The organism is Streptomyces sp. BB1-1-1, from assembly GCF_031597775.1.
Lineage (GTDB): Bacteria > Actinomycetota > Actinomycetes > Streptomycetales > Streptomycetaceae > Streptomyces > Streptomyces thinghirensis.
On record NZ_CP134203.1, the window covers coordinates 8,013,473 to 8,033,054 of the forward strand.

General features: G+C 71.0%; 18 protein-coding genes. 8 read left to right on the forward strand and 10 right to left on the reverse strand.

Translation table 11 applies throughout. The features are described 5' to 3' along the window. Positions 1-6 precede the first annotated feature (6 nt). The 3 genes from RI578_RS36815 to RI578_RS36825 all read left to right on the forward strand — a co-directional run bounded on the left by RI578_RS36815 (position 7) and on the right by RI578_RS36825 (position 3,752). The gene (locus tag RI578_RS36815) at positions 7-957 is read left to right on the forward strand and encodes a sugar ABC transporter permease (protein ID WP_310875131.1); all 951 of its coding nucleotides are present in this window, start codon (positions 7-9) and stop codon (positions 955-957) included. 2 nt (positions 958-959) lie between these two features. Continuing rightward, positions 960-1,859, forward strand: coding sequence for a carbohydrate ABC transporter permease (locus RI578_RS36820; protein ID WP_310875132.1), 900 nt, complete (start codon positions 960-962; stop codon positions 1,857-1,859). A gap of 69 nt (positions 1,860-1,928) precedes the next feature. Then, positions 1,929-3,752 carry a sugar-binding domain-containing protein gene (locus RI578_RS36825; protein WP_310875133.1) on the forward strand — a complete coding sequence of 608 codons (1,824 nt, stop codon included), beginning with the start codon at positions 1,929-1,931 and terminating at the stop codon, positions 3,750-3,752. A 20-nt stretch (positions 3,753-3,772) separates the two neighbouring features. Here RI578_RS36825 and RI578_RS36830 read toward each other — a convergent pair whose 3' ends face one another. From RI578_RS36830 to RI578_RS36860, 7 genes are all read right to left on the reverse strand, one after another. Beyond that, entirely contained in the window at positions 3,773-4,711 is a 939-nt protein-coding gene (locus RI578_RS36830) for a TauD/TfdA family dioxygenase (protein WP_310875134.1), read from the reverse strand. Positions 4,712-4,999: 288 nt separating this feature from the next. After that, on the reverse strand, positions 5,000-5,842 hold the full coding sequence (locus tag RI578_RS36835; RefSeq protein WP_310875135.1) for a class II glutamine amidotransferase: 843 nt from the start codon (positions 5,840-5,842) through the stop codon (positions 5,000-5,002). 50 nt (positions 5,843-5,892) lie between these two features. Beyond that, on the reverse strand, positions 5,893-7,371 hold the full coding sequence (locus tag RI578_RS36840) for a glutamate-cysteine ligase family protein (protein ID WP_310875136.1): 1,479 nt from the start codon (positions 7,369-7,371) through the stop codon (positions 5,893-5,895). A gap of 141 nt (positions 7,372-7,512) precedes the next feature. After that, a complete protein-coding gene (locus tag RI578_RS36845) occupies positions 7,513-8,016 on the reverse strand; it encodes a peptidylprolyl isomerase (protein WP_310875137.1) in 504 nt (167 codons plus the stop codon). 49 nt (positions 8,017-8,065) lie between these two features. Continuing rightward, positions 8,066-9,064 (reverse strand): type I glyceraldehyde-3-phosphate dehydrogenase, encoded by a 999-nt coding sequence (gap, locus tag RI578_RS36850; protein WP_310875138.1) that lies wholly within the window; start codon positions 9,062-9,064, stop codon positions 8,066-8,068. 128 nt (positions 9,065-9,192) lie between these two features. After that, on the reverse strand, positions 9,193-10,149 hold the full coding sequence (locus RI578_RS36855) for a helix-turn-helix domain-containing protein (protein WP_310875139.1): 957 nt from the start codon (positions 10,147-10,149) through the stop codon (positions 9,193-9,195). A gap of 28 nt (positions 10,150-10,177) precedes the next feature. Further along, the gene (locus RI578_RS36860) at positions 10,178-11,050 is read right to left on the reverse strand and encodes an SGNH/GDSL hydrolase family protein (RefSeq protein WP_310875140.1); all 873 of its coding nucleotides are present in this window, start codon (positions 11,048-11,050) and stop codon (positions 10,178-10,180) included. A 256-nt stretch (positions 11,051-11,306) separates the two neighbouring features. Here RI578_RS36860 and RI578_RS36865 point away from each other — a divergent pair, with 256 nt between their 5' ends. The 3 genes from RI578_RS36865 (at position 11,307) to RI578_RS36875 (ending at position 15,357) form a co-directional block, all read left to right on the forward strand. Continuing rightward, entirely contained in the window at positions 11,307-11,774 is a 468-nt protein-coding gene (locus tag RI578_RS36865; RefSeq protein ID WP_310875141.1) for a DUF4303 domain-containing protein, read from the forward strand. Between the two features lie 83 nt (positions 11,775-11,857). After that, entirely contained in the window at positions 11,858-13,759 is a 1,902-nt protein-coding gene (gene htpG, locus RI578_RS36870; RefSeq protein ID WP_310875142.1) for a molecular chaperone HtpG, read from the forward strand. Between the two features lie 299 nt (positions 13,760-14,058). After that, complete coding sequence (locus RI578_RS36875) at positions 14,059-15,357, forward strand: YeeE/YedE family protein (RefSeq protein WP_310875143.1); 1,299 nt, start codon at positions 14,059-14,061, stop codon at positions 15,355-15,357. A gap of 269 nt (positions 15,358-15,626) precedes the next feature. Here RI578_RS36875 and RI578_RS36880 read toward each other — a convergent pair whose 3' ends face one another. From RI578_RS36880 to RI578_RS36890, 3 genes are read right to left on the reverse strand one after another with little or no spacing between them, the layout of a single operon-like run. After that, positions 15,627-16,184 (reverse strand): TetR family transcriptional regulator, encoded by a 558-nt coding sequence (locus RI578_RS36880; RefSeq protein ID WP_310875144.1) that lies wholly within the window; start codon positions 16,182-16,184, stop codon positions 15,627-15,629. A 10-nt stretch (positions 16,185-16,194) separates the two neighbouring features. After that, positions 16,195-16,776: a sugar O-acetyltransferase gene (locus RI578_RS36885; RefSeq protein ID WP_310875145.1), complete on the reverse strand. Its 582-nt coding sequence runs from the start codon at positions 16,774-16,776 to the stop codon at positions 16,195-16,197. A gap of 36 nt (positions 16,777-16,812) precedes the next feature. Continuing rightward, positions 16,813-18,021: an MFS transporter gene (locus RI578_RS36890; RefSeq protein WP_310875146.1), complete on the reverse strand. Its 1,209-nt coding sequence runs from the start codon at positions 18,019-18,021 to the stop codon at positions 16,813-16,815. Positions 18,022-18,141: 120 nt separating this feature from the next. Between RI578_RS36890 and RI578_RS36895 the strand changes: the two genes are divergently transcribed. Further along, a complete protein-coding gene (locus RI578_RS36895; RefSeq protein ID WP_310875147.1) occupies positions 18,142-18,783 on the forward strand; it encodes a CatB-related O-acetyltransferase in 642 nt (213 codons plus the stop codon). Between the two features lie 42 nt (positions 18,784-18,825). After that, on the forward strand, positions 18,826-19,542 hold the full coding sequence (locus tag RI578_RS36900; RefSeq protein WP_310875148.1) for a GntR family transcriptional regulator: 717 nt from the start codon (positions 18,826-18,828) through the stop codon (positions 19,540-19,542). Positions 19,543-19,582: the final 40 nt, after the last annotated feature.

Consider the following 19,582-nt stretch of genomic DNA (forward strand, 5'->3'; position numbering starts at 1 on the left):
ACCGACGTGACCACCACCGCACCTCTCGGCGCCGAGGCGCAGACCGACCCGCCCGCCGTGCGCACCGGCGGCCGCGGCCGAGCCGCCCTGCGCCGCATACGCACCACCCCGAGCACCGGGTTCGTCTTCGTCCTGCCGTTCCTGCTCGTCTTCGGCCTCTTCATGGTGTGGCCCATCGTGCAAGGGCTGTGGATGAGCTTCACCGACACCTCGCTCGCCCTGCGCGACACGAGCTTCGTCGGCTTCGACAACTACAGCGAGGCGTTCGGCGACCCGGACGTCTGGAGCAGCCTCGGCAACACGGTCTTCTTCACCGTCATCTCCAGCGTGCCGCTGGTGCTGGTCGCGCTGGCGATGGCGCTGCTGGTGCACAGCGGGCTCGCCGGGCAGTGGGCGTGGCGACTGGCGTTCTTCGCCCCCTACCTGCTGCCCGTGACAGTGGTGACCCTCATCTGGACCTGGCTCTACCAACCGGAACTGGGGCTCGGCAACCAGCTCCTCACCACGCTCGGCTTCGACTCCGTCGGCTGGCTGTCCGACGAGTCCGTCGCCATGTGGTCCGTCGCCGCCCTCACCGTCTGGTGGACGGTCGGCTTCAACTTCCTGCTCTACCTCGCCGCGCTCCAGTCCCTGCCCTCGACCTTCGACGAGGCGGCGGCACTCGACGGCGCCGGGGCGTGGCGGCGCCTGTGGTCGATCACGCTGCCGCAACTGCGCCGGACCACCGCACTGGTGGCCATGCTCCAGATCCTCGCGTCGCTCAAGGTGTTCGACCAGATCTACATCCTCACCAAGGGCGGCCCCAACGGCTCCACCCGCCCCGTCCTCGAGTACGTCTACGACGTCGGCTTCACCGGCTACCGGCTCGGCTACGCCTCCGCCATCTCCTACCTCTTCTTCGCGCTCGTCATCGTCGTCTCGCTCGTGCAGCTCCGCCTCTTCCGCCAGGAGGACTGACCGTGTCCGCAACCGCCACCACCGTCCGCACGCGGCGCCGTCCACCTCGCGAAGCGTCCGGTTCCCCACTGCTCCTCGGCCACGGCCGGCTGCCCCGCGTCCTGGCCGGGACGGCGCTGGCCGTCCTGGCGGTCGTCTGGCTGGTGCCGTTCGCGTGGGCGATCACCACCTCGGCGCAGAGCGAGGAGGACGTCTCCACCCCCGGCCTCTCGCCGTTCAAGGGCGCCTTCACCATCGACGCGTACCAGCAGATCCTGGAACGCGGGAACGTCACCGTCTGGGCTTTCAACAGCTTCTTCATCGCCGCACTCGTCACGCTGATCACGGTGGTGGTCTCCACCCTCGCGGCGTACGGCTTCTCGCGCGGCACGTTCCGCGGCCGCCGGGCGCTGCTCGCCGTCACCGTCGCCGCCATCATGATCCCGCCGCAGCTGCTCGTCGTGCCGCTGTTCGAGCAGATGCTCCTGTTCAACCTGGTCGACACCTACGCGGCGGTCATCCTGCCCCAGGTCGTCGCGCCGATGATGGTGTTCATCCTCAAGCGGTTCTTCGACGGCATCCCCAAGGAGCTGGAGGAGGCGGCCCGGATCGACGGGGCCTCCGAGTTCCGGGTCTTCCGGTCGATCGTGCTGCCGCTCTCGCGGCCGATCGTGGCCGCGGTGGCGATCTTCGTCTTCATCGGGGCGTGGAACAACTTCATGTGGCCGTTCATCGTCACCAACGACCCGGACCTGATGACCCTCCCGGTGGGCCTGGCCACCGTGAAGGACGCCTACGGCATCCAGTACGCGCAGTCCATGGCCTCCGCCCTGCTGGCCGCGCTGCCGCTGATCGTGGTCTTCCTCCTCTTCCAGCGCCGCATCGTCAACTCCGTCGCCACCACCGGCCTCGGCGGTTCCTGAACCACACCCCACAGCCGTACACACGGGCCCGGCGCTCCCGCGCCGGCCCACCGATCGACTGGAGCATGTGTGCCCACTCACTCCGCACCGCGCCCGGAGTACCCGCGACCGCAGTTCGTGCGCCGCGACTGGCTCAACCTGAACGGCGCCTGGCAGTTCGAGACCGACCGAGGCGACAGCGGACTCGAACGAGGCCTCCTCGACCGCGAGCTGCGGGACGAGATCCTCGTCCCCTTCCCGCCCGAGTCCGAGCTGTCCGGCATCGGGGACACCGACTTCCTGGAGGCCGTCTGGTACCGGCGCGCCCTCACCCTGCCGGCGGCCTGGGCCGGACGCCGCGTACTGCTGCACTTCGGTGCCGTCGACTACGACACCACCGTGTGGGCCGACGGCAAGGAGGTCGCCCGGCACCGCGGCGGCTTCACCCCCTTCACCGCCGACCTCGGCGACATCGCCGGGGCGGGGGAGGAGGTCGTCGTCACCGTCCGGGCCCGCGACCCCAGGTCCGGTCCGCAGGCGCGCGGCAAGCAGGCCGTGCGGTACGCCAACCACGACTGCAACTACACCCGGGTGACCGGCATCTGGCAGACCGTCTGGCTGGAGCCCGTCCCCGACCTCCACCTGCGCCGCCCCCGGATCACCCCCGACCTGGCCGGCTCGGCCTTCCACCTCGAACTGCCCCTGTCCGGCAACCGGCCCGGCCACCGGGTACGCGCCGTCCTCGGCGACGCCGACGGCGAGGTGAGCCGCGCCGAGGCCCGCGCCGACCTGGACCTCGCCCCGCGCCTCCACCTGCCGGTGCCGGAGGACCGGCGACGGGAGTGGAGCCCCGACGACCCGCACCTGTACGACCTGCGCTTCGAGATCCTCGACGACGCCGGACAGGTCGTCGACAGCGCGGAGAGCTACGCCGGGCTGCGCGCCGTGGGCCTGCGCGGCAAGGCCGTCACCCTCAACGGGCGCCCGCTCTTCCAGCGCCTCGTCCTCGACCAGGGCTGGTACCCGGACGGGCTGATGACCGCCCCGACCGACGAGGCACTGGTCCGGGACATCGAGCTGGCCATGGAGGCCGGCTTCAACGGAGCCCGGCTGCACCAGAAGGTCTTCGAGGAGCGCTTCCTGTACCACGCCGACCGCCTCGGCTACCTGGTCTGGGGCGAGTTCGGCGACTGGGGCTGCGAGACGGGCGGCTCCTCCGGCGACAACCAGCAGCCCGACGCCTCCTACGTCGGCCAGTGGCTGGAAGCCCTCGAACGGGACTACTCGCACCCCTCGATCATCGGCTGGTGCCCGCTCAACGAGACCTACCAGAAGCTGCACGACCGCATCACCCAGCTCGACGCCGTCACCCGGGCGATGTTCCTGGCCACCAAGGCCATGGACACCACCCGACCCGTCATCGACGCCTCCGGCTACGCCCACCGGGTCGCCGAGACCGACATCTACGACTCCCACAACTACGAACAGGACCCGGCGGCCTTCCGCCAGCTGATGTCGGGCCTCGCCAAGGACGCCCCCTTCGTCAACGCCTACGACAACGGCGCCCCCTACTCACAGCCCTACCGCGGCCAGCCGTACTTCGTCAGCGAGTTCGGCGGCATCTGGTGGGACCCGGAGGCGGCAGCGGACCGCTCCGGAGAGGACCGCACCGAGTCCTGGGGCTACGGGGAACGGGTCCGTAACGAGGACGAGTTCCACGAACGGTTCAGCGGCCTGACCGGGGTGCTGCTGGGCGACCGCGACATGTTCGGCTACTGCTACACCCAGTTGACCGACGTCTTCCAGGAGCAGAACGGCATCTACCGCTTCGACCGCGGCCTGAAACTCGACGTCTCACGCATCCGTGCCGCGCAACTGCGCCCGGCCGCGATCGAGGAGCAGGATCCCAAGTAGCGGGCCCCGGTCGCGCGGGGTCAGAAGGGACGGTCGCCCTCGATGGCGACGCGTTCGGCGACGCGGCGGTCGGAGCCGTAGTCGCCCACGGCGTAGTGCTGCGTGGCGCGGTTGTCCCAGAAGGCGATGTCGCCGGGCTGCCAGCGGAAGCGCACCTGGTACTCGGGAACGTGCGCCTGCTGGAAGAGGAAGCGCAGCAGCCGGTCGCTCTCGTCCCGGTCCATGCCGGTGATGTGGGTGGTGAAGGAGGTGTTGACGAACAGCATGCGCCGTCCGGTCTCGGGGTGGGTGCGCACGACGGGGTGCTCCACGGGCGGGAAGAGGTCCTGGTGGGGGATCAGCCGCTCGGGACCGTAGAACCTCGCGAAGCCGGGGATGAAGTCGTGCACGGCGCGAGCACCGTCGATGCGGTCCTTCACCTCCTGCGGGAGGTTGTCGTAGGCGGCCGCCATGTCCGCCCACATGGTGTCCCCGCCGAACGGCGGGACCTCGCGCAACTGGAGGACGGCGCCGAGCGCCGGCCGCTCGCGGAACGTGACGTCGGTGTGCCAGACGTTCTCGTACGTCGGGGTGGCCCCGTCGGCCTTGTCGAAGCGGACGACGTCCTCGCTGGAGCCGGCGGCGAGCAGGGGGTTGGTCTCCAACTCGCCCCAGTGGCCCGCGAAGCGGCGCTGCCGGTCGGAGGTGAGGTGCTGGGCGCGGAAGAACAGCACCTTCCACTCCAGCAGGGCGCGGTTCAGCTCCTCGCGCAGCGCGGAGTCGAGCGGGCGCGAGAGGTCGACGCCTCTGATCTCGGCGCCGATCGTGCGCGCCTGCGGAACGACCTCGAAGAGTTCGTAGGGCCGTTCCTCCCATCCTGCGGGCAGTCGGCGCAGCACACGCCGGCCCTCGTACATTCCGTCCTCCGGAACGCGTGCTTCTCGCAGACTGGTGATCGGGCCGGCAGCAGTGACGGTCATGGGAGTCCTCCCCTTGTGCGGCGGTACGGGCGGGCCGGGCCATGGCGGTACGACGTCATCGCCGGACGGGCCCGGGAAAAGAAGGTGTTCCGGACTGTTCGCCGGAAGGAACACCGATCGGCTCACGACGCGGGACGCGTCGGGACCTCGGTTCGAAGACGGCCGTTATCGGCCGGAGCGCTCACAGCCGGTTCGCTCGGGCACGCGGGGACACTCCGCCGTGGTGCCGAACCGGTATGTGGTCATGGCACCGATTGTGTGATCTCCTCGCGCCCGTGTCAACCCGTGTCAATGGGGCCGGGCGGGCTGCGGGGCGAAGGGCAGCATGGCATCGCCCTCCGGCTGGACGACGCCGTAACTGCTCTCGGGCACCTTGTTCCAGACACCGGGCAGATCACCCAGGGGTTCCGAGACGATGAGGCGGGTCTCGTCGGACGCCTCCCGGAGGAACGGCAGGTCGGGCTGGAGGGCCCGCAGGCTCTCCACACGCGAGCTGTAGTAGAGCGACCGTGACTCCCCCTGGCTGGAGTAGCGGAAGGCCCACAGCCGCAGCCCGTCGGTCACGGCGACCGTCATCTGCATCGGGTACTCCACGTCGTGCCGGTGTCCGACCTCCTCCACCAGCCCCGCCATCCGCGCCACGGCCGTCGGAGGGTCGTCCTCCAGGCCGAACGTGAGGGCCAGGAAGAACATCATCTCCGAGTCCGTCGAACCCTCGATGTGCGTGAAGAGCCGCGGATCGACGGCCAGGGCGAGGTCGCGCCGGACGCGGTGGAACTCGGCGATCGCGCCGTTGTGCATCCACATCCAGCGGCCGTGGCGAAACGGGTGGCAGTTGGTCTGCTGCACCGCACTGCCCGTCGAGGCCCGGATGTGCGCGAAGAACAGGGGTGAGCGGACATGGCTCGCGATCTCCCGCAGATTGCGGTTGCTCCACGCCGGACCGATCTCCCGGACGATCGCGGGCGTCGTCATCTCCGGCCCGAACCATCCGACGCCGAACCCGTCCCCGTTCGTCGTCTCGACGCCCATCCGGGCGTGCAGACTCTGGTCGATCAGTGAGTGCTGCGGTTGGTAGAGGATGGTCTCCAGCAGCACGGGCGTTCCCGAGTAGGCAAGCCATCGGCACATCGTCTGCCGCCTCCCTGGTCCTGGGCGCGTGCCGCGCGGGGCGCCGGCCCTCAGTCGACCGGCCAGGTGTGGACCGGGGCGTTGAGATGCATGTAGTCCATGTACTGCTGTGTCATCCGGCGCAGCGCCTCGTGGCGGCCCGGATGGACGGAGGCGTCGATGTGGTGGAACATCTCCTTCTGCCAGACCGCGCCATTGCGCCCGGTGACGCACCGCTGCTCGATGATGCCGAGCAGCGGCTCCCGCCAGGCCGCGTCCATGCCGGAGAGCTCCAGTCCCCGGTGCGCCAGCGGCAGCAGCCGCCGCAGGACGAGTTCGGGCACGGTCACCTCGCCCACGCCCGGCCAGTACAACTGTGCCTCGATGCCGTGCCGGGCCGCGGTGTGCAGGTTGTCCTCGGCGACCGAGAAGGACATCCGCGACCACACCGGCCGCTCCTCCTCCACCAGAGCGCGGGTGAGCCCGTAGTAGAAGGCGCCGTTGGCGAGGGTGTCGGCGACGGTCGGGCCGGCGGGCAGCACGCGGTTCTCCACCCGGACGTGCGGTTTGTCGTGGGCGACGGCGTAGACGGGCCGGTTCCAGCGGTAGATGGTGCCGTTGTGGAGGGTGAGCTCGCCCAGGTCGGGGATGTCACCCCGGTCCAGCGTCTCCACCGGGTTCTGCTCGTCGCACAGCGGCAGCAGTGCCGGGAAATAGCGCAGGTTCTCCTCGAAGAGGTCGAAGACGCTGTTGATCCACCGCTCCCCGAACCACACCCGGGGCCGTACGCCCTGCGCCTTGATCTCCTGCGGCCGGGTGTCGGTGGCCTGCTCGAACAGCGGGATACGGCTCTCGTGCCAGAGTTCCTTGCCGAGCAGGAAGGGCGAGTTGGCCGCGAGGGCGACCTGGACCCCGGCGATCGCCTGGGCCGCGTTCCAGTAGTCGGCGAACTCGTCGGGGGACACCTGGAGGTGGAACTGCGTGCTGGTGCAGGCGGCCTCCGGCATGATCGTGTCCGCGTAGGTCCGCAGGCGGTCGACGCCGTCCACCTCGATGTGCAGGTCCTCGCCCCGGGCGGCGAAGACCTGGTCGTTGAGCAGCCGGTAGCGCGGGTTCTCCGACAGGGCGGCCTCGCCCACGTCCGTCTCGCGCAGCGTGGGCAGGGTGCCGACCATGATCAGATGCGCGCCGATCGACTTGGCGCGGTCCTCCGCGTGGTTCAGGGCGGCGCGGATCTCGGTCTCCCAGGAGTCGGGGCCGCCCGCCGTCAGCCGGCGGGGCGGGATGTTGATCTCCAGGTTGAACCGGCCCAGCTCGGTGGCCCAGGCGGGGTCCGCGATCGCTTCGAGCGCGTCGCTGTTGCACATCGCCGGCTCGGCCTCGTCGTCGACCAGGTTCAGCTCGATCTCCAGCCCCACCTGGGGCCGCTCGGTCTCGAACCGTGACTCGCGCAGCATCTGTGCGAAGGCCTCGAGGCACTCCTGCATCTTGCTCCGGTACCGGCGGCGGTCCTCGCGGGTGAAGACCAGCGCCGGGACGTCCCGTCCCATCGGCCCTCCCGGGTTGCCTCGCTCGGATGCTTCTCCACCCCAGCGTCGCACCACCTGGCGCCCCTCACCAGACGGGACGGCAAGGGGTCCACCGCACGGTGTGCGGTGGGCCCCCTTCGGTTCAGGTCCTGGTGCGGCCGATCAGCCCTCGAGCTTGCCGGAGGCCCGCACCGCGATCTTCGCGGAGGTGCGGCCGGACGGGGAGGAGCCGTAGCCCTCGATCTTGTCGACCACCTTCGTGCCCTCGACGACCTTGCCGAAGACGACGTGCTTGCCGTCCAGCCAGGGGGTGGGGACGGTGGTGACGAAGAACTGCGAGCCGTTGGTGTTCGGGCCCGCGTTGGCCATGGAGAGCAGGTAGGGCTCGGTGTGCTTCAGCTGGAAGTTCTCGTCCGCGAACTTCTCGCCGTAGATGCTCCTGCCGCCGGTGCCGTTGCCCTCGGTGAAGTCACCGCCCTGGAGCATGAACTGCGGGATCACGCGGTGGAACGGGGAACCCGCGTAGCCGAAGCCGTGCTCGCCGGTGGCCAGCTCGAGGAAGTTCTTGGCGGTCTTGGGGGTGACGTCCTCGAAGAGCTCGAAGACGATGCGGCCCGCATCCTGGCCGTCGATGTCGATGTCGAAGTAAACCTTGGAATTGCTCATCGCACCATTGTGACGTGCGAGCCCCCGTGATGTCGCACCGGCCATGCTTTCAGCGTGTGGCGAGCAGTCCGAGCGTGTCGATCACCCGGTTCGAGAAGCCCCACTCGTTGTCGTACCAGGCGACCACCTTGACGTGGCGGCCGTCGACACGGGTCAGGGCCGAGTCGAAGATCGACGAGGCCGGGTTGCCCGTGATGTCCGAGGAGACCAGCGGGTCGTCCGAGTACTCCAGCACGCCCGCGAGGGGCCCCTCCGCGGCGGCGCGGTAGGCGGCCAGCACGTCGTCCCGCGTCACGTCACGGGCGACAGTCGTGTTCAGTTCGACGATCGAACCCACCGGCACCGGCACCCGGATCGAGTCGCCCGACAGCTTGCCGTCCAGATTCGGCAGCACCAGGCCGATCGCCTTGGCGGCGCCCGTCGTGGTCGGCACGATGTTGACCCCGGCGGCGCGGGCGCGGCGGGGGTCGCGGTGCGGACCGTCCTGGAGGTTCTGCTCCTGCGTGTAGGCGTGCACCGTCGTCATGAAGCCGTGTTCGATACCGGCGAGCTCGTCGAGGACCGCGGCCAACGGCGCGAGCGCGTTGGTCGTGCAGGACGCGTTCGAGACGATCGTGTGCGCGGCCGGGTCGTACGCGTCGGTGTTCACGCCGTACGCGAGAGTGACGTCGGCGCCGTCCGACGGCGCGCTGACCAGGACCTTCCTCGCGCCCGCGGTGAGGTGGGCGCGGGCGGCGCCGGCCGAGGTGAAGCGGCCGGTGGCCTCCAGGACGAGTTCGACGCCGAGCTCGGCCCAGGGCAGCCGAGCCGGCTCGCGCTCGGCGAGCACCTTGATGCGGTGGCCGTCGACGACGAGGGTGTCGCCGTCGACGGTCACCGGGCGGCCGAGCCGGCCTGCCGTCGAGTCGTAGGCCAGCAGCCGTGCGAGGGTGGCGGGCTCCGTGAGGTCGTTCACGGCGGCGACCTCGAGCTTGCTGTCGCGTTCGAGCAGGGCGCGCAGCACGTTGCGTCCGATGCGGCCGAAACCGTTGATGCCGATGCGAGTCATGAGTGGTGTCCCTTCGGGTTCGCCGTGCGGTCCGCCACCAGACTCCCGCGCGGCGTCCGCCGACGGCAGCGGCGTGAGTGCCACGGTTCGCAAGGATCGCGCCAAGCGCGGGAGGCGGCGGTGGCGGGCTAGTCGCCCTGGGCGAAGGTGCGCCGGTACTCGCTCGGCGTGGTGCCGAGGATGCGCTGGAAGTGCAGCCGGAGATTCGCACCGGTGCCGAGGCCGACGTCGGCGGCGATCTGCTCGACGCTGCGCTCCGAGCGTTCGAGCAGCTCACGGGCCATGTCGATACGGGCGCGCATGACCCACTGCATCGGCGTGTACCCCGTGTCGTCGACGAAGCGTCGGGAGAACGTGCGCGCCGACACCGCCGCGTGCCGGGCGAGGGCCTCCAGGGTCAGTGGTTCGCCGAGCCGGCGCAGCGCCCACTCGCGGGTGGCGGCGAACCGCTCGCCCAGCGGCTCCGGCACGCTGCGCGGCACGTACTGGGCCTGACCGCCGCTGCGGTAGGGGGCGGCGACGAGGCGCCGGGCGGCGTGGTTCGACGCGGCCACCCCGAGGTCGCCGCGCAGGATGTGCAGGCACAGGTCGATGCCCGAGGCGGCGCCGGCGGACGTCAGCACGCTGCCCTCGTCCACGAACAGCACGTTCTCGTCGACCCGCACGAGAGGGTGCTTCGCCGCGAGCGCCCGCGTGTAGTGCCAGTGCGTCGTGGCGCGCCTGCCGTCGAGCAGGCCCGTGGCGGCGAGCGCGAAGGCGCCCGTGGAGATGGCGGCGAGCCGCGCGCCCCGTCCGTGGGCCGCCGTCAGCGCGTCGACGACGATCCGCGGCGGATCGTCGAGGTCGGGGGACCGGTAACCGGGCAGGAAGACCACGTCGGCCCAGGCCAGCGCGTCGAGGCCGTGGGCCACGTGGTATGACAGGCCGTCACCGCCGGTCACGAGGCCGGGCGCCGCGCCGCACACCCGCACCTCGTACGGCATGCTCGCGCGCGTGGTGAACACCTGCGCCGGAATACCGACATCGAGCGGCTTGGCACCCTCGAGCACAAGGACGGCGACACGACGCAGGCGGGAGGACGGCACGGAGCCAGCGTACGTGGGGGGGTGCGGGTCAGCTCAGGCCCAGCGCGCTCATGGTGTGCTCGGCCATGCGCCGCTCCCCGAGGGCGTTGGGGTGCACGGGGACCAGGCTGTGTCCGAAGAGCAGCGGTTCGATCCACCGGGTTCCGGGGGCCTCGCAGGCGTCGTGGCCCTCGGACACCCGGGAGAAGTCCACGTACGTGGCACCGGTCTCCTCGGCGGCCCGCTCGACGACGGCGTTGAGGCGTGTCTGGATGTCCCGCAGGTAGGGCACGTCACCGGCGGCGACCGGCAGTTTCGCGAAGCAGGAGGGGTCGGCGGTGGCCGGTGTGATCCACGGGTAACCCAGGGCCGCCACCCGGGCGTTGGGAGCCTTGTCGCGGACGGTGCGCAGCGCGGCCTTGAGCGCGGGGTAGGTGTTGTTCTCGATCTGGTCCACGAAGGACGTGCCGTGTCTGTCCTTGCAGGGGCTGCCCTTCCCGCCGCTGAGGACCCCGGCGGAGCCGCACGCCGTGATGGCGTTGATGAACGTGTTGTTGTCGTTGCCGCCGATGGTCAGCGTGACCAGGTCCGTGCCGGTGCTGAGCGCATCCACCTGGGGTGCGACGCCCGGGTACTGCGCCTGGGTGAAGTGGGAAGTCTGTGCGGCGCCGCAGGTGACGTCCTTGAGGCGGGCGCCCGTGGCGGAGGCGATGACGTGCGGGTAGTTCGCCGTGGAGCGCAGGCAGAGCAGGTTGGTGAGATCGACGGGCAGGACGCCCGAGCCGGCGCTGTAGCTGTCGCCGAGGGCGACGTAGTCCAGGGAGGGGGTGGCGTGCGCGGTGGCGTCGGTGAGACCGAGAGCCAGTGTGCCGGCGAGGGCGGCTGACGCGGTCATGACACGGCGCAGGGCATGCTTCGGCATGTGGTCTCTCTTCTCGGGGTGCGGGCAGGGGAGTCGAGCGAGCGCGTGACCGCTGGTTACCGGTCGGTTCTACTTTTAAGTAATGTGCATGCGCCCTGACTTTGAGTCAACGTTGTTGACGGAACTTCTTGCGCCCGCCTTCGCGGAGGCCGGCCGGCCAAGTCGCCCGGTCCGCCGACTGCCGTGAGCGCTGTCGGTGCCCGTCGCTATGCTCACCGAGCCCTTGCCGTCCCCGCGCGCACCGGGAGCCGATGCCGTGCCACCGACCGAGACCGACCTCGCCGACGCCGTCCACCGCGCGGCCCGCGCCGCCCTCCTGGACCTGTTCCGCGACCATCCCGACCACCGGTTCTACTACTGCACCCTCGTCACCCCCGGCGAGGCCTACGGGCCGGTGCTGTCCGCGTGGTCCGTCCAGGCCCTGGCCGAGGAGTCGGCACGCCAGGGCTGCGCGCCGCTGGACATCAAGTGGTCCTACGCCGACTCCCCGTTCTGCGGCTACGGCGAACGCCATATGGAGCCGGTGCGGCCCCTCTTCGAGGCCCGGGGGGAGCTCTTCGACCTGCCCGACGGAGAGTGGGAGGCCGAGTTCGACCTGAGACTGCGGGCGATGGAGACGGCCATGGCCCGCCTCGACGCGGAAGGCCTCTTCGGCACGGGCACCGACCGCCACTCCGTCGTGACGGACTGGCTGGCGGAGGCCGCCGTGCTCGAGGACGGCTGACCGGCGCCGATGGGAACCCGGGCTGTTCTAGAGTGACTTCCGCCAGTGCAGAAGACCGCGGACCTGTGAGGTACTCACCAGCCATGACGACCGAAACGTTTGAGTTCCAGGTAGAGGCGCGTCAGCTCCTGCAGCTGATGATTCACTCCGTCTACTCGAACAAGGATGTCTTCCTGCGCGAGCTCGTCTCCAACGCCTCCGACGCGCTGGACAAGCTGCGCCTGGCCGCCCTGCGGGACGACACTCCCGACGTCGACGTGACCGACCTCCACATCGAGCTCGACGTCGACAAGGAGGCCCGCACCCTCACCGTGCGGGACAACGGCATCGGGATGTCGTACGAAGAGGTCACGCACCTCATCGGCACCATCGCCAACTCGGGCACGGCCAAGTTCCTTCAGGAGCTGCGCGAGGCCAAGGACGCCGCCGGGGCCGACGGGCTCATCGGCCAGTTCGGCGTCGGCTTCTACTCGGGCTTCATGGTGGCGGACGAGGTCACCCTGGTGACCCGGCGCGCCGGTGAGACCGAGGGCACTCGCTGGACGTCGCGCGGCGAGGGCACGTACACCCTGGAGACGGTCGCCGAGGCGCCGCGGGGGACCTCCGTCACCCTCCACCTCAAGCCCGCGGACGCCGAGAACCAGCTCCACGACTACACCTCCGAGTGGAAGATCAAGGAGATCGTCAAGCGGTACTCGGACTTCATCACGTGGCCGATCCGCCTGCTGCCGGAGCCGGCCGAGGACGGCGCCGAGGCGCGCGAGGCCGAGACGCTCAACTCGATGAAGGCACTGTGGGCCCGCCCGCGCGACGAGGTGTCCGACGACGAGTACCACGAGCTGTACAAGCACATCGCGCACGACTGGCGCGAACCGCTGGAGACGATCCGGCTGCAGGCCGAGGGCACCTTCGAGTACCAGGCACTGCTCTTCGTGCCCTCGCACGCCCCGCACGACCTGTTCACCCAGGGCTACCAGCGCGGCGTACAGCTCTACGTGAAGCGCGTCTTCATCATGGACGACTGCGAGGAACTGCTGCAGCCCTACCTCCGCTTCGTCAAGGGTGTCGTCGACGCGCAGGACCTCTCGCTCAACGTCTCCCGCGAGATCCTCCAGCAGGACCGCCACATCCGCATGATCCAGCGCCGCCTGACCAAGAAGGTCCTGGCCACGGTCAAGGACCTGATGACGTCCGCGCCGGACCGCTACGCCACCTTCTGGCGGGAGTTCGGCGCAGTCCTGAAGGAAGGCCTGGTGACCGACTCCGACAACCGGGACGCGATCCTCGCCGCCTGCTCGTTCGCGAGCACGCACGACGCCGACGAGCCGACCACGCTGAAGAGTTACGTGGAGCGGATGAAGGACGGCCAGGACGACATCTACTTCATGACGGGCGAGTCCCGGCAGGCCATCGAGGACTCCCCGCACATGGAGGCGTTCCGGGCCAAGGGTGTCGAGGTGCTGCTGCTGACCGACGCCGTGGACGAGGTCTGGGTCGACGCGGTGGGGGAGTACGAGGGCAAGCCGCTGCGTTCGGTGGCCAAGGGCGAGATCGACCTCGGTGGTACCGAGGACGACAAGAGCGACGCCGAGAAGGACGCGCAGAGCGAGGAGTACGCCGGGCTGCTCGGCTGGATGACGGAGCACCTGGGCGAGGACGTCAAGGAGGTCCGCCTCTCCTCCCGCCTCACGGTCTCCCCGGCCTGCGTCGTCTCCGACGCGAACGAGCTCACGCCCGCGCTGGAGAACATGTACCGGGCCATGGGCCAGGAGGTGCCGCACGCCAAGCGGATCCTCGAACTCAATCCGGAGCACCAGCTGGTGAAGGCCCTGAACCGGGCGCACACGGAACAGCGGGACCGGACGGAACTGACCGAGACCGCCGAACTGCTGCACGCCCTGGCGGTACTCGGTGAGGGAGGCCGGCCGAAGGAGCCGGCCCGGTTCGTGAAGCTGGTGGCGGACCGTCTGGAGCGCACGCTGTAGCCACGCCGCTCGCTGTGAGGCCCCGAGGCAGTCCTCTGCTTCGGGGCCTTGGCTCGCCTGCCGTCCAGGTCGCCATCCGCATGGCGAGACGGCCTGGCATCCGGAGCGCCCCACTCCGTATATTCGCACGCATGTATGCATCGGCTCCGCTGCTGTGCCTCGCGCTCTTCGCGAACTCGGCGTGGTGCGTCGACGACGGCCTCTGTCGCCACTGAGCCCGGTACCGGCCGCGTGAACCGCGCCGCCGGTACGGCAGTGCCCTCGCCCGCCGTCCCCGTGCACCACACCGGAGATCTTCCGTGACCACCGCACCCCCAGCCGGGTCGGCCCCGGCCGCGCCGCCGCGCGCGCCCGCCGCCCTGTTCGCCCCCTCGCCCACCTCCTCGGCACGGCCCGAGGCGCCGCCCCTGCCCCCGGTGCGCCGGACGCCACTCGCGGTGTCCGGGCTGCTCGCGGCGGCCCTGACCGCGTACGTGTGGTCCGCGCACGGCGCCAAGCCGGGCGTGCTGCTGCTGCTCGGTCTCGGTCTGGGCGTCGCCCTCTTCCACTCCCGGTTCGGCTTCACCTCCGCGTGGCGGCAGCTGGTCGCCGTCGGCAACGGCGCCGGGCTGCGGGCGCACACTTTGCTGCTCGGCACCACGGCCACCCTGTTCGCGCTGCTCATCGGCACGGGCACCGGGCTGTTCGGCTCCCAGCCGGCCCCGTCGGCCGGGTCCATCGGGGTCGGTCTGTTCGCCGGGTCGGCGCTCTTCGCGATCGGCATGCAACTCGGCGGCGCCTGCGCCTCGGGCACCCTCTTCGCCGTCGGCTCGGGACAGGGGTCGGTGGTGCTGACCCTCGGCGGCTTCATCGCGGGCGCCACGCTCGCCGCCTGGCAGTTCGACCTGTGGAAGGACCTCCCGGCCTGGGAGCCCGTCGTCCTGTCCGACCACGTCGGCTGGTTCGGCTCCTGGGCCGTGACCATCGCCGCGCTGCTGCTGGTGGTGCTGGTCACGCGGCGCGTCCAGGCCCGCCGCAACCCGCCGCCCCTCGGGGCGGTGCCCTCGGCGCGCGGTGCGGCGGTCCGCGCCGTCCGCGGCTCCTGGCCGCCGGCCGCCGGTGCCCTCGCGCTGGCCGTGCTCGGAGCAGGCGTGCTGTGGGTCTCCGGCGGTGCCTGGGGCGTCACGAGCGCCTTCAGCCTGTGGGGCTCCGAACTCGTGGGCGCGCTCGGCGGACACCCGGAGAACTGGACGTGGTGGCAGCGGCCCGGCAACGCCGAGATGCTGGCGGGCCCGGTGCTCGCCGACAAGACCAGCCTCACCGACATCGGCATCATGATCGGCGCCGCGGTCGCCGCGTCGGTCGGTGGCACCTGGGCCCTGCACCGGGGCATCCCCTGGCGCACGGCGCTCGCGGCGGTGCTCGGCGGCGTGCTGATGGGCATCGGCGCCCGCCTGGCCGGCGGCTGCAACATCGGCGCCTATCTGGCGGGCATCGCCTCGGGCAGCCTCAGCGGCTGGCTGTGGGGTGCCTTCGCGCTCGCCGGGACCTGGGTGGGTCTCAAGCTGCGCCCCCTGTTCGGCCTGGGCAACCCCAAGCCGGGCGACGGCGTCTGCTGACACAGGGGATGCCCGTGCGGCACAGGGGTCAGGCCTGTACCGCACGGGCGGCCAGGGGGTGTCGTTCGGATCTTGCCGGGGTCGCGGGGTCTGGCACGCGCTCCCCCACTGCCTTAAAGGCGTGGGAGGTGCCCCCAGCGGCGTTGTCGTCGGTTGCCAGGGCTCCGCTCTGTCGCCCTCCTCCGCCTTGCAGCTGCACGCACCAGACCCCGCTCGGGCCGGTCGCAAGGCACCGTCGCCCGGAGTCGGCCTGATCCGAACGACACCCCCTAGGAGACGCGCCGGTCCGTGGCCGTGACGCGGGCGATGGCCTCCGCGGTGAGGGCCCGTCCGTGGGGTTCACGGGCCAGCGCGCGGTGCAGGGTCAGACCCTCGATGAGGGCGTCGAGCTGGCGGGCGGTGTCCGGGTCGAAGTGCTTCTCCAGGTGGACGCGACTGCGGCGCATCCACTCGTGGGTGAGTTCCCGGTAGGCCGGCTGGCGCGCGGCGAGGGTGTACAGCTCCTGGGTGAGCACCAGGTCCCGCTGGCTCCCCTCGGACAGTTCGTGTACGAGGTCGGCGACCGCCGCCCGGGCCTGGTCGCGGTCGGCCGCCGCGCCGAGGTGGGCGTCGAACACGGCGACGATGTGGTCGGTGAAGCGGCCGAACGCCTCCCGCAGCAGCTCTTCGATGCCACTGAAGTGGTACGTCATCGAACCCAGGGGGACCCCGGCGCGCGTCGCGATCCTCCGGTGGGAGACGCGCGCGATGCCCTCCTCGGCGATCAGGTCGAGCGTGGCGGCGATGATGCGTTCACGCCGCCGCGGATCCGTGTGTCCGGTTGCCATGGGAGCAGGCCTACACCTTCCGCACCGGGCGGGCGGGGTTGCCGACGGCCACGACGTTCGCGGGCACGTCCTTCGTGACGACCGCTCCGGCGCCGATGACGGCGTTGTCGCCGATGGTCACGCCGGGCAGGACGACGGCGCCCCCGCCCAGCCAGACGTTGTCGCCGATGGTGATGGGCCGGGCGGCCTCCAGCTTGTCCCGCCGGGGCTCGGCCTCCAGGGGGTGCGTGGGGGTGAGCAGTTGGACACCCGGCCCGATCTGGCAGTCCTCGCCGATGGTGATCGCCGCGACGTCCAGCGCGGTCAGGTTGTAGTTGACGAAGGTGCGCGCGCCGATCGTGATGTTGCTGCCGTAGTCGACGTACAGCGGTGGCCGCACGTGGGCCTCGGCGCCCAAGGAGCCGAGCAGTTCCGCGAGGATCGGCCGCGCGGCTTCCGCGTCCTCCACGTACGCGGCCTGGTAGCGGGCGGCGAGCCGCACGGCCTGCTGCTGCCTGCGGGCGATCTCGGGGTCGTCGGCGATGTAGAGGTCGCCCGCCTCCATGCGCTCGAGGTTCGTGCGGGGGTCCTGCGCGAAGTGGTCCGTCGGCATGCGCACGATCGTACCCTGGAGCGTACGAACGTACATTCACCGTCGCCGGGGCTGCAGCACTCCGGCGAGCAGGAGCACGAGGAGCCCGGCGAACGGCACCACCAGCAGCCCCGCCCGCAGGCTCGACGCATCGGCGACCAGGCCCACGATCGGCGGGGAGAGCAGGAACCCCAGCCGCATGAGCCAGGAGACGATGGTCAGCCCGGAACCGGGCTTGAGGCCGGGCAGCTCGTCCGCCTCGTGCATCGCGGCCGGCACCAGGGTCGCCACTCCGAACCCGGCCGCCGCGAATCCGAGGATCGTCCCGGGCACCGTCGGCACGGCCAGCGCCAGGCCCATGCCGGCCGCGGCGACGAGAGCGCCGGAGCGGGCCACCGCGCGCTGGCCGAACCGGTCCACGAGCCGGTCGCCGATCAGCCGGCCGACGAACTGTGCCCCGACCAGGGCGACATAGCCGGAGGCGGCCAGTGCCACCGACGCGTGCAGCGAGTCGGAGAGGTAGAGCGTGGCCCAGGAACTGCCCGCGTCCTCGACGAGCGTGCCGGCCGTGGCGATCAGGACGAGCGCGGCGAGTACGTAGCCCGTACGCGGCCCCGGTGCCGTGCGCCGCGTCTGCCGCGGTGTCCGGCCCTCGGCGTCGGGTTCCCCGTCCGGTTCGGTCTCGGGGCCGGGCAGGCAGAACCGCAGGGCGACGCACGCCGCGACCGCGAACACCACGGCCGAGAACAGCAGGTGCCCGCCCCGCGGGACGTCGAGCGCCATCGCGGCGGCGGCCATGGACCCGCCGGTGACCGCGCCGATGGACCAGATGGCGTGGAAGGAGTTGATGATGGAGCGTCCGTAACGGCGCTGCACCCGCAGGCCGTGGGCGTTCTGCGCGACATCGGTGAACGCGTCCGCCGCCCCGGCCAGGAACAGCGCGGCCGCGAACAGCACCACCGAGTCCGCCAGTCCGGCGGCGAGGATCCCCACCCCGGTCAGCAGCGTGCCGCCGACCGCAACCCGCGCCGAGCCGAACCGGCGGACGAGTATCCCGGCCGCGAGACCGGCCGCGATGGCGCCGGCCGGGAACGCCGCCACGGCCAGCCCGTAGGCCGCGTTGCCGATACCGAGGTCGGCCTTGATCTGCGGATACCTCGGCAGGAGGTTGGCGAACAGGGCCCCGTTGGTGAAGAACAGCACGGCGACGGCCACGCGAGCCCGCCGTTCGGCCAGGGCGGGCCGACGCAGTACGTCAACAGTCATGCCCGGAGCCTACAGTCGGAAGCGTACGAACGTACACTCCCGAAACCGGTGTCCCACGAGCCATGTTGCGGCGATCATGGGGCCGAGTCACCGCACGCCGACCCCGAGGAGCAGCCCGACATGTCCGTGCCCGCAGACCCCACGGCGCTCCATCCGATGCCCGGGCAGCCGAGGGTGGTGCTCCTCAAGCCGCTGGTGACCTCCCCGCTGATCGAGGTGGGGGAGTATTCCTACTACGACGACCCGGACGACGCGACGGCGTTCGAGACGCGCAACGTGCTCTACCACTACGGGCCGGAGAGGCTCGTCATCGGCAGGTTCTGCGCGCTGGGGACGGGCACGCGGTTCATCATGAACGGCGCCAACCACCGCATGGACGGCCCCTCCACCTTCCCGTTCCCCACCATGGGCGGCTCCTGGTCCGAGCACTTCGACCTGCTCACCGGCCTGCCGAACCGGGGCGACACGGTTGTGGGGAACGACGTCTGGTTCGGCCACGGCGCGACGGTCCTGCCCGGCGTACGGATCGGACACGGGGCGATCATCGGCGCGGGCTCCGTCGTCACCCAGGACGTGCCCGACTACGGGATCGTCGGCGGCAACCCCGCCCGGCTCATCCGCACCCGCTACAGCGACGAGGACGTCGCCCGGCTGCTCGCGGTGGCCTGGTGGGACTGGCCGGCCGACCTCATCACCGAGCAGGTGCGGACAATCATGTCGGGCACCGTCGCCGACCTCGAAGCGGCCGCCCCACCTCGTTAAACTGGCGCCCGCCGTAACGCACAGCGCACTGAGGAGACCCGGATGCCGGCACACGACCCGTCCGTCTCCGACGACGCGGCCGGGGCGAAGGGGCCGTCCTCGGCACCGGTCCGGCAGGTGCTGTCCGACAGCGTCTACGAGGACGTCAAGGCCATGGTCATGGACCATGAGATCGCTCCCGGTGCCCGCGTCGGCATCGAGGCCCTGGCCCGCACGCTCAACGTCTCCCCGACCCCCGTGCGCGAGGCCCTGGCGCGGCTGGAGTCCGACGGTCTCGTCGTCAAGCGCTCCCTGTCCGGCTACCGGGCCACCGAGCTGCTGACCCGGCAGGGAGTGGAGGAACTCTTCGAGATGCGGCTGCTCCTGGAACCGCGAGCCGCCGCCCTGGCCGCCCGCCACGCCGACGAGTCCCAGCTCGACGCCGTCGAAGCCATCCTGGAGGACATGCAGGCCCACCCCGGCCCCGCCGGACCGTACGCGGCCTACCGGGACTTCGCCGTCCTGGACCAGCGTTTCCACGACGCGATCGCCGAGGCCGCCCGCCGGCCCCTGCTCGCGGACGCGGTGGAGCGGCTCCACTCCCATCTGCACATCTTCCGCCTCAGCAGTCTCCAGAGCGAAGGCGCCCCGACCCTCGCGGAGCACGAGCGCGTGGTCCGCGCGATCCTGCGCCGCAGGCCCGAACGCGCGGCCGAGGCGATGGCGGACCACCTCGCCCGCAGCCTGGAACGCCGACTGGGCCGGCTCGGGCCCGGCTGACAGCGCACCGGTTCCCGCTGCCCCGACCGTGGTGGTGCGT

What these genes read in the sequence shown, in the direction of transcription:
- RI578_RS36830 (WP_310875134.1), bottom strand. Translation starts at nt 4,711, where the DNA reads ATGACCGTCACTGCTGCCGGCCCGATCACCAGTCTGCGAGAAGCACGC.
- RI578_RS36835 (WP_310875135.1), bottom strand. Translation starts at nt 5,842, where the DNA reads ATGTGCCGATGGCTTGCCTACTCGGGAACGCCCGTGCTGCTGGAGACC.
- RI578_RS36840 (WP_310875136.1), bottom strand. Translation starts at nt 7,371, where the DNA reads ATGGGACGGGACGTCCCGGCGCTGGTCTTCACCCGCGAGGACCGCCGC.
- RI578_RS36845 (WP_310875137.1), bottom strand. Translation starts at nt 8,016, where the DNA reads ATGAGCAATTCCAAGGTTTACTTCGACATCGACATCGACGGCCAGGAT.
- gap (WP_310875138.1), bottom strand. Translation starts at nt 9,064, where the DNA reads ATGACTCGCATCGGCATCAACGGTTTCGGCCGCATCGGACGCAACGTG.
- RI578_RS36860 (WP_310875140.1), bottom strand. Translation starts at nt 11,050, where the DNA reads ATGCCGAAGCATGCCCTGCGCCGTGTCATGACCGCGTCAGCCGCCCTC.
- htpG (WP_310875142.1), top strand. Translation starts at nt 11,858, where the DNA reads ATGACGACCGAAACGTTTGAGTTCCAGGTAGAGGCGCGTCAGCTCCTG.
- RI578_RS36880 (WP_310875144.1), bottom strand. Translation starts at nt 16,184, where the DNA reads ATGGCAACCGGACACACGGATCCGCGGCGGCGTGAACGCATCATCGCC.
- RI578_RS36885 (WP_310875145.1), bottom strand. Translation starts at nt 16,776, where the DNA reads ATGCCGACGGACCACTTCGCGCAGGACCCCCGCACGAACCTCGAGCGC.
- RI578_RS36890 (WP_310875146.1), bottom strand. Translation starts at nt 18,021, where the DNA reads ATGACTGTTGACGTACTGCGTCGGCCCGCCCTGGCCGAACGGCGGGCT.
- RI578_RS36895 (WP_310875147.1), top strand. Translation starts at nt 18,142, where the DNA reads ATGTCCGTGCCCGCAGACCCCACGGCGCTCCATCCGATGCCCGGGCAG.
- RI578_RS36900 (WP_310875148.1), top strand. Translation starts at nt 18,826, where the DNA reads ATGCCGGCACACGACCCGTCCGTCTCCGACGACGCGGCCGGGGCGAAG.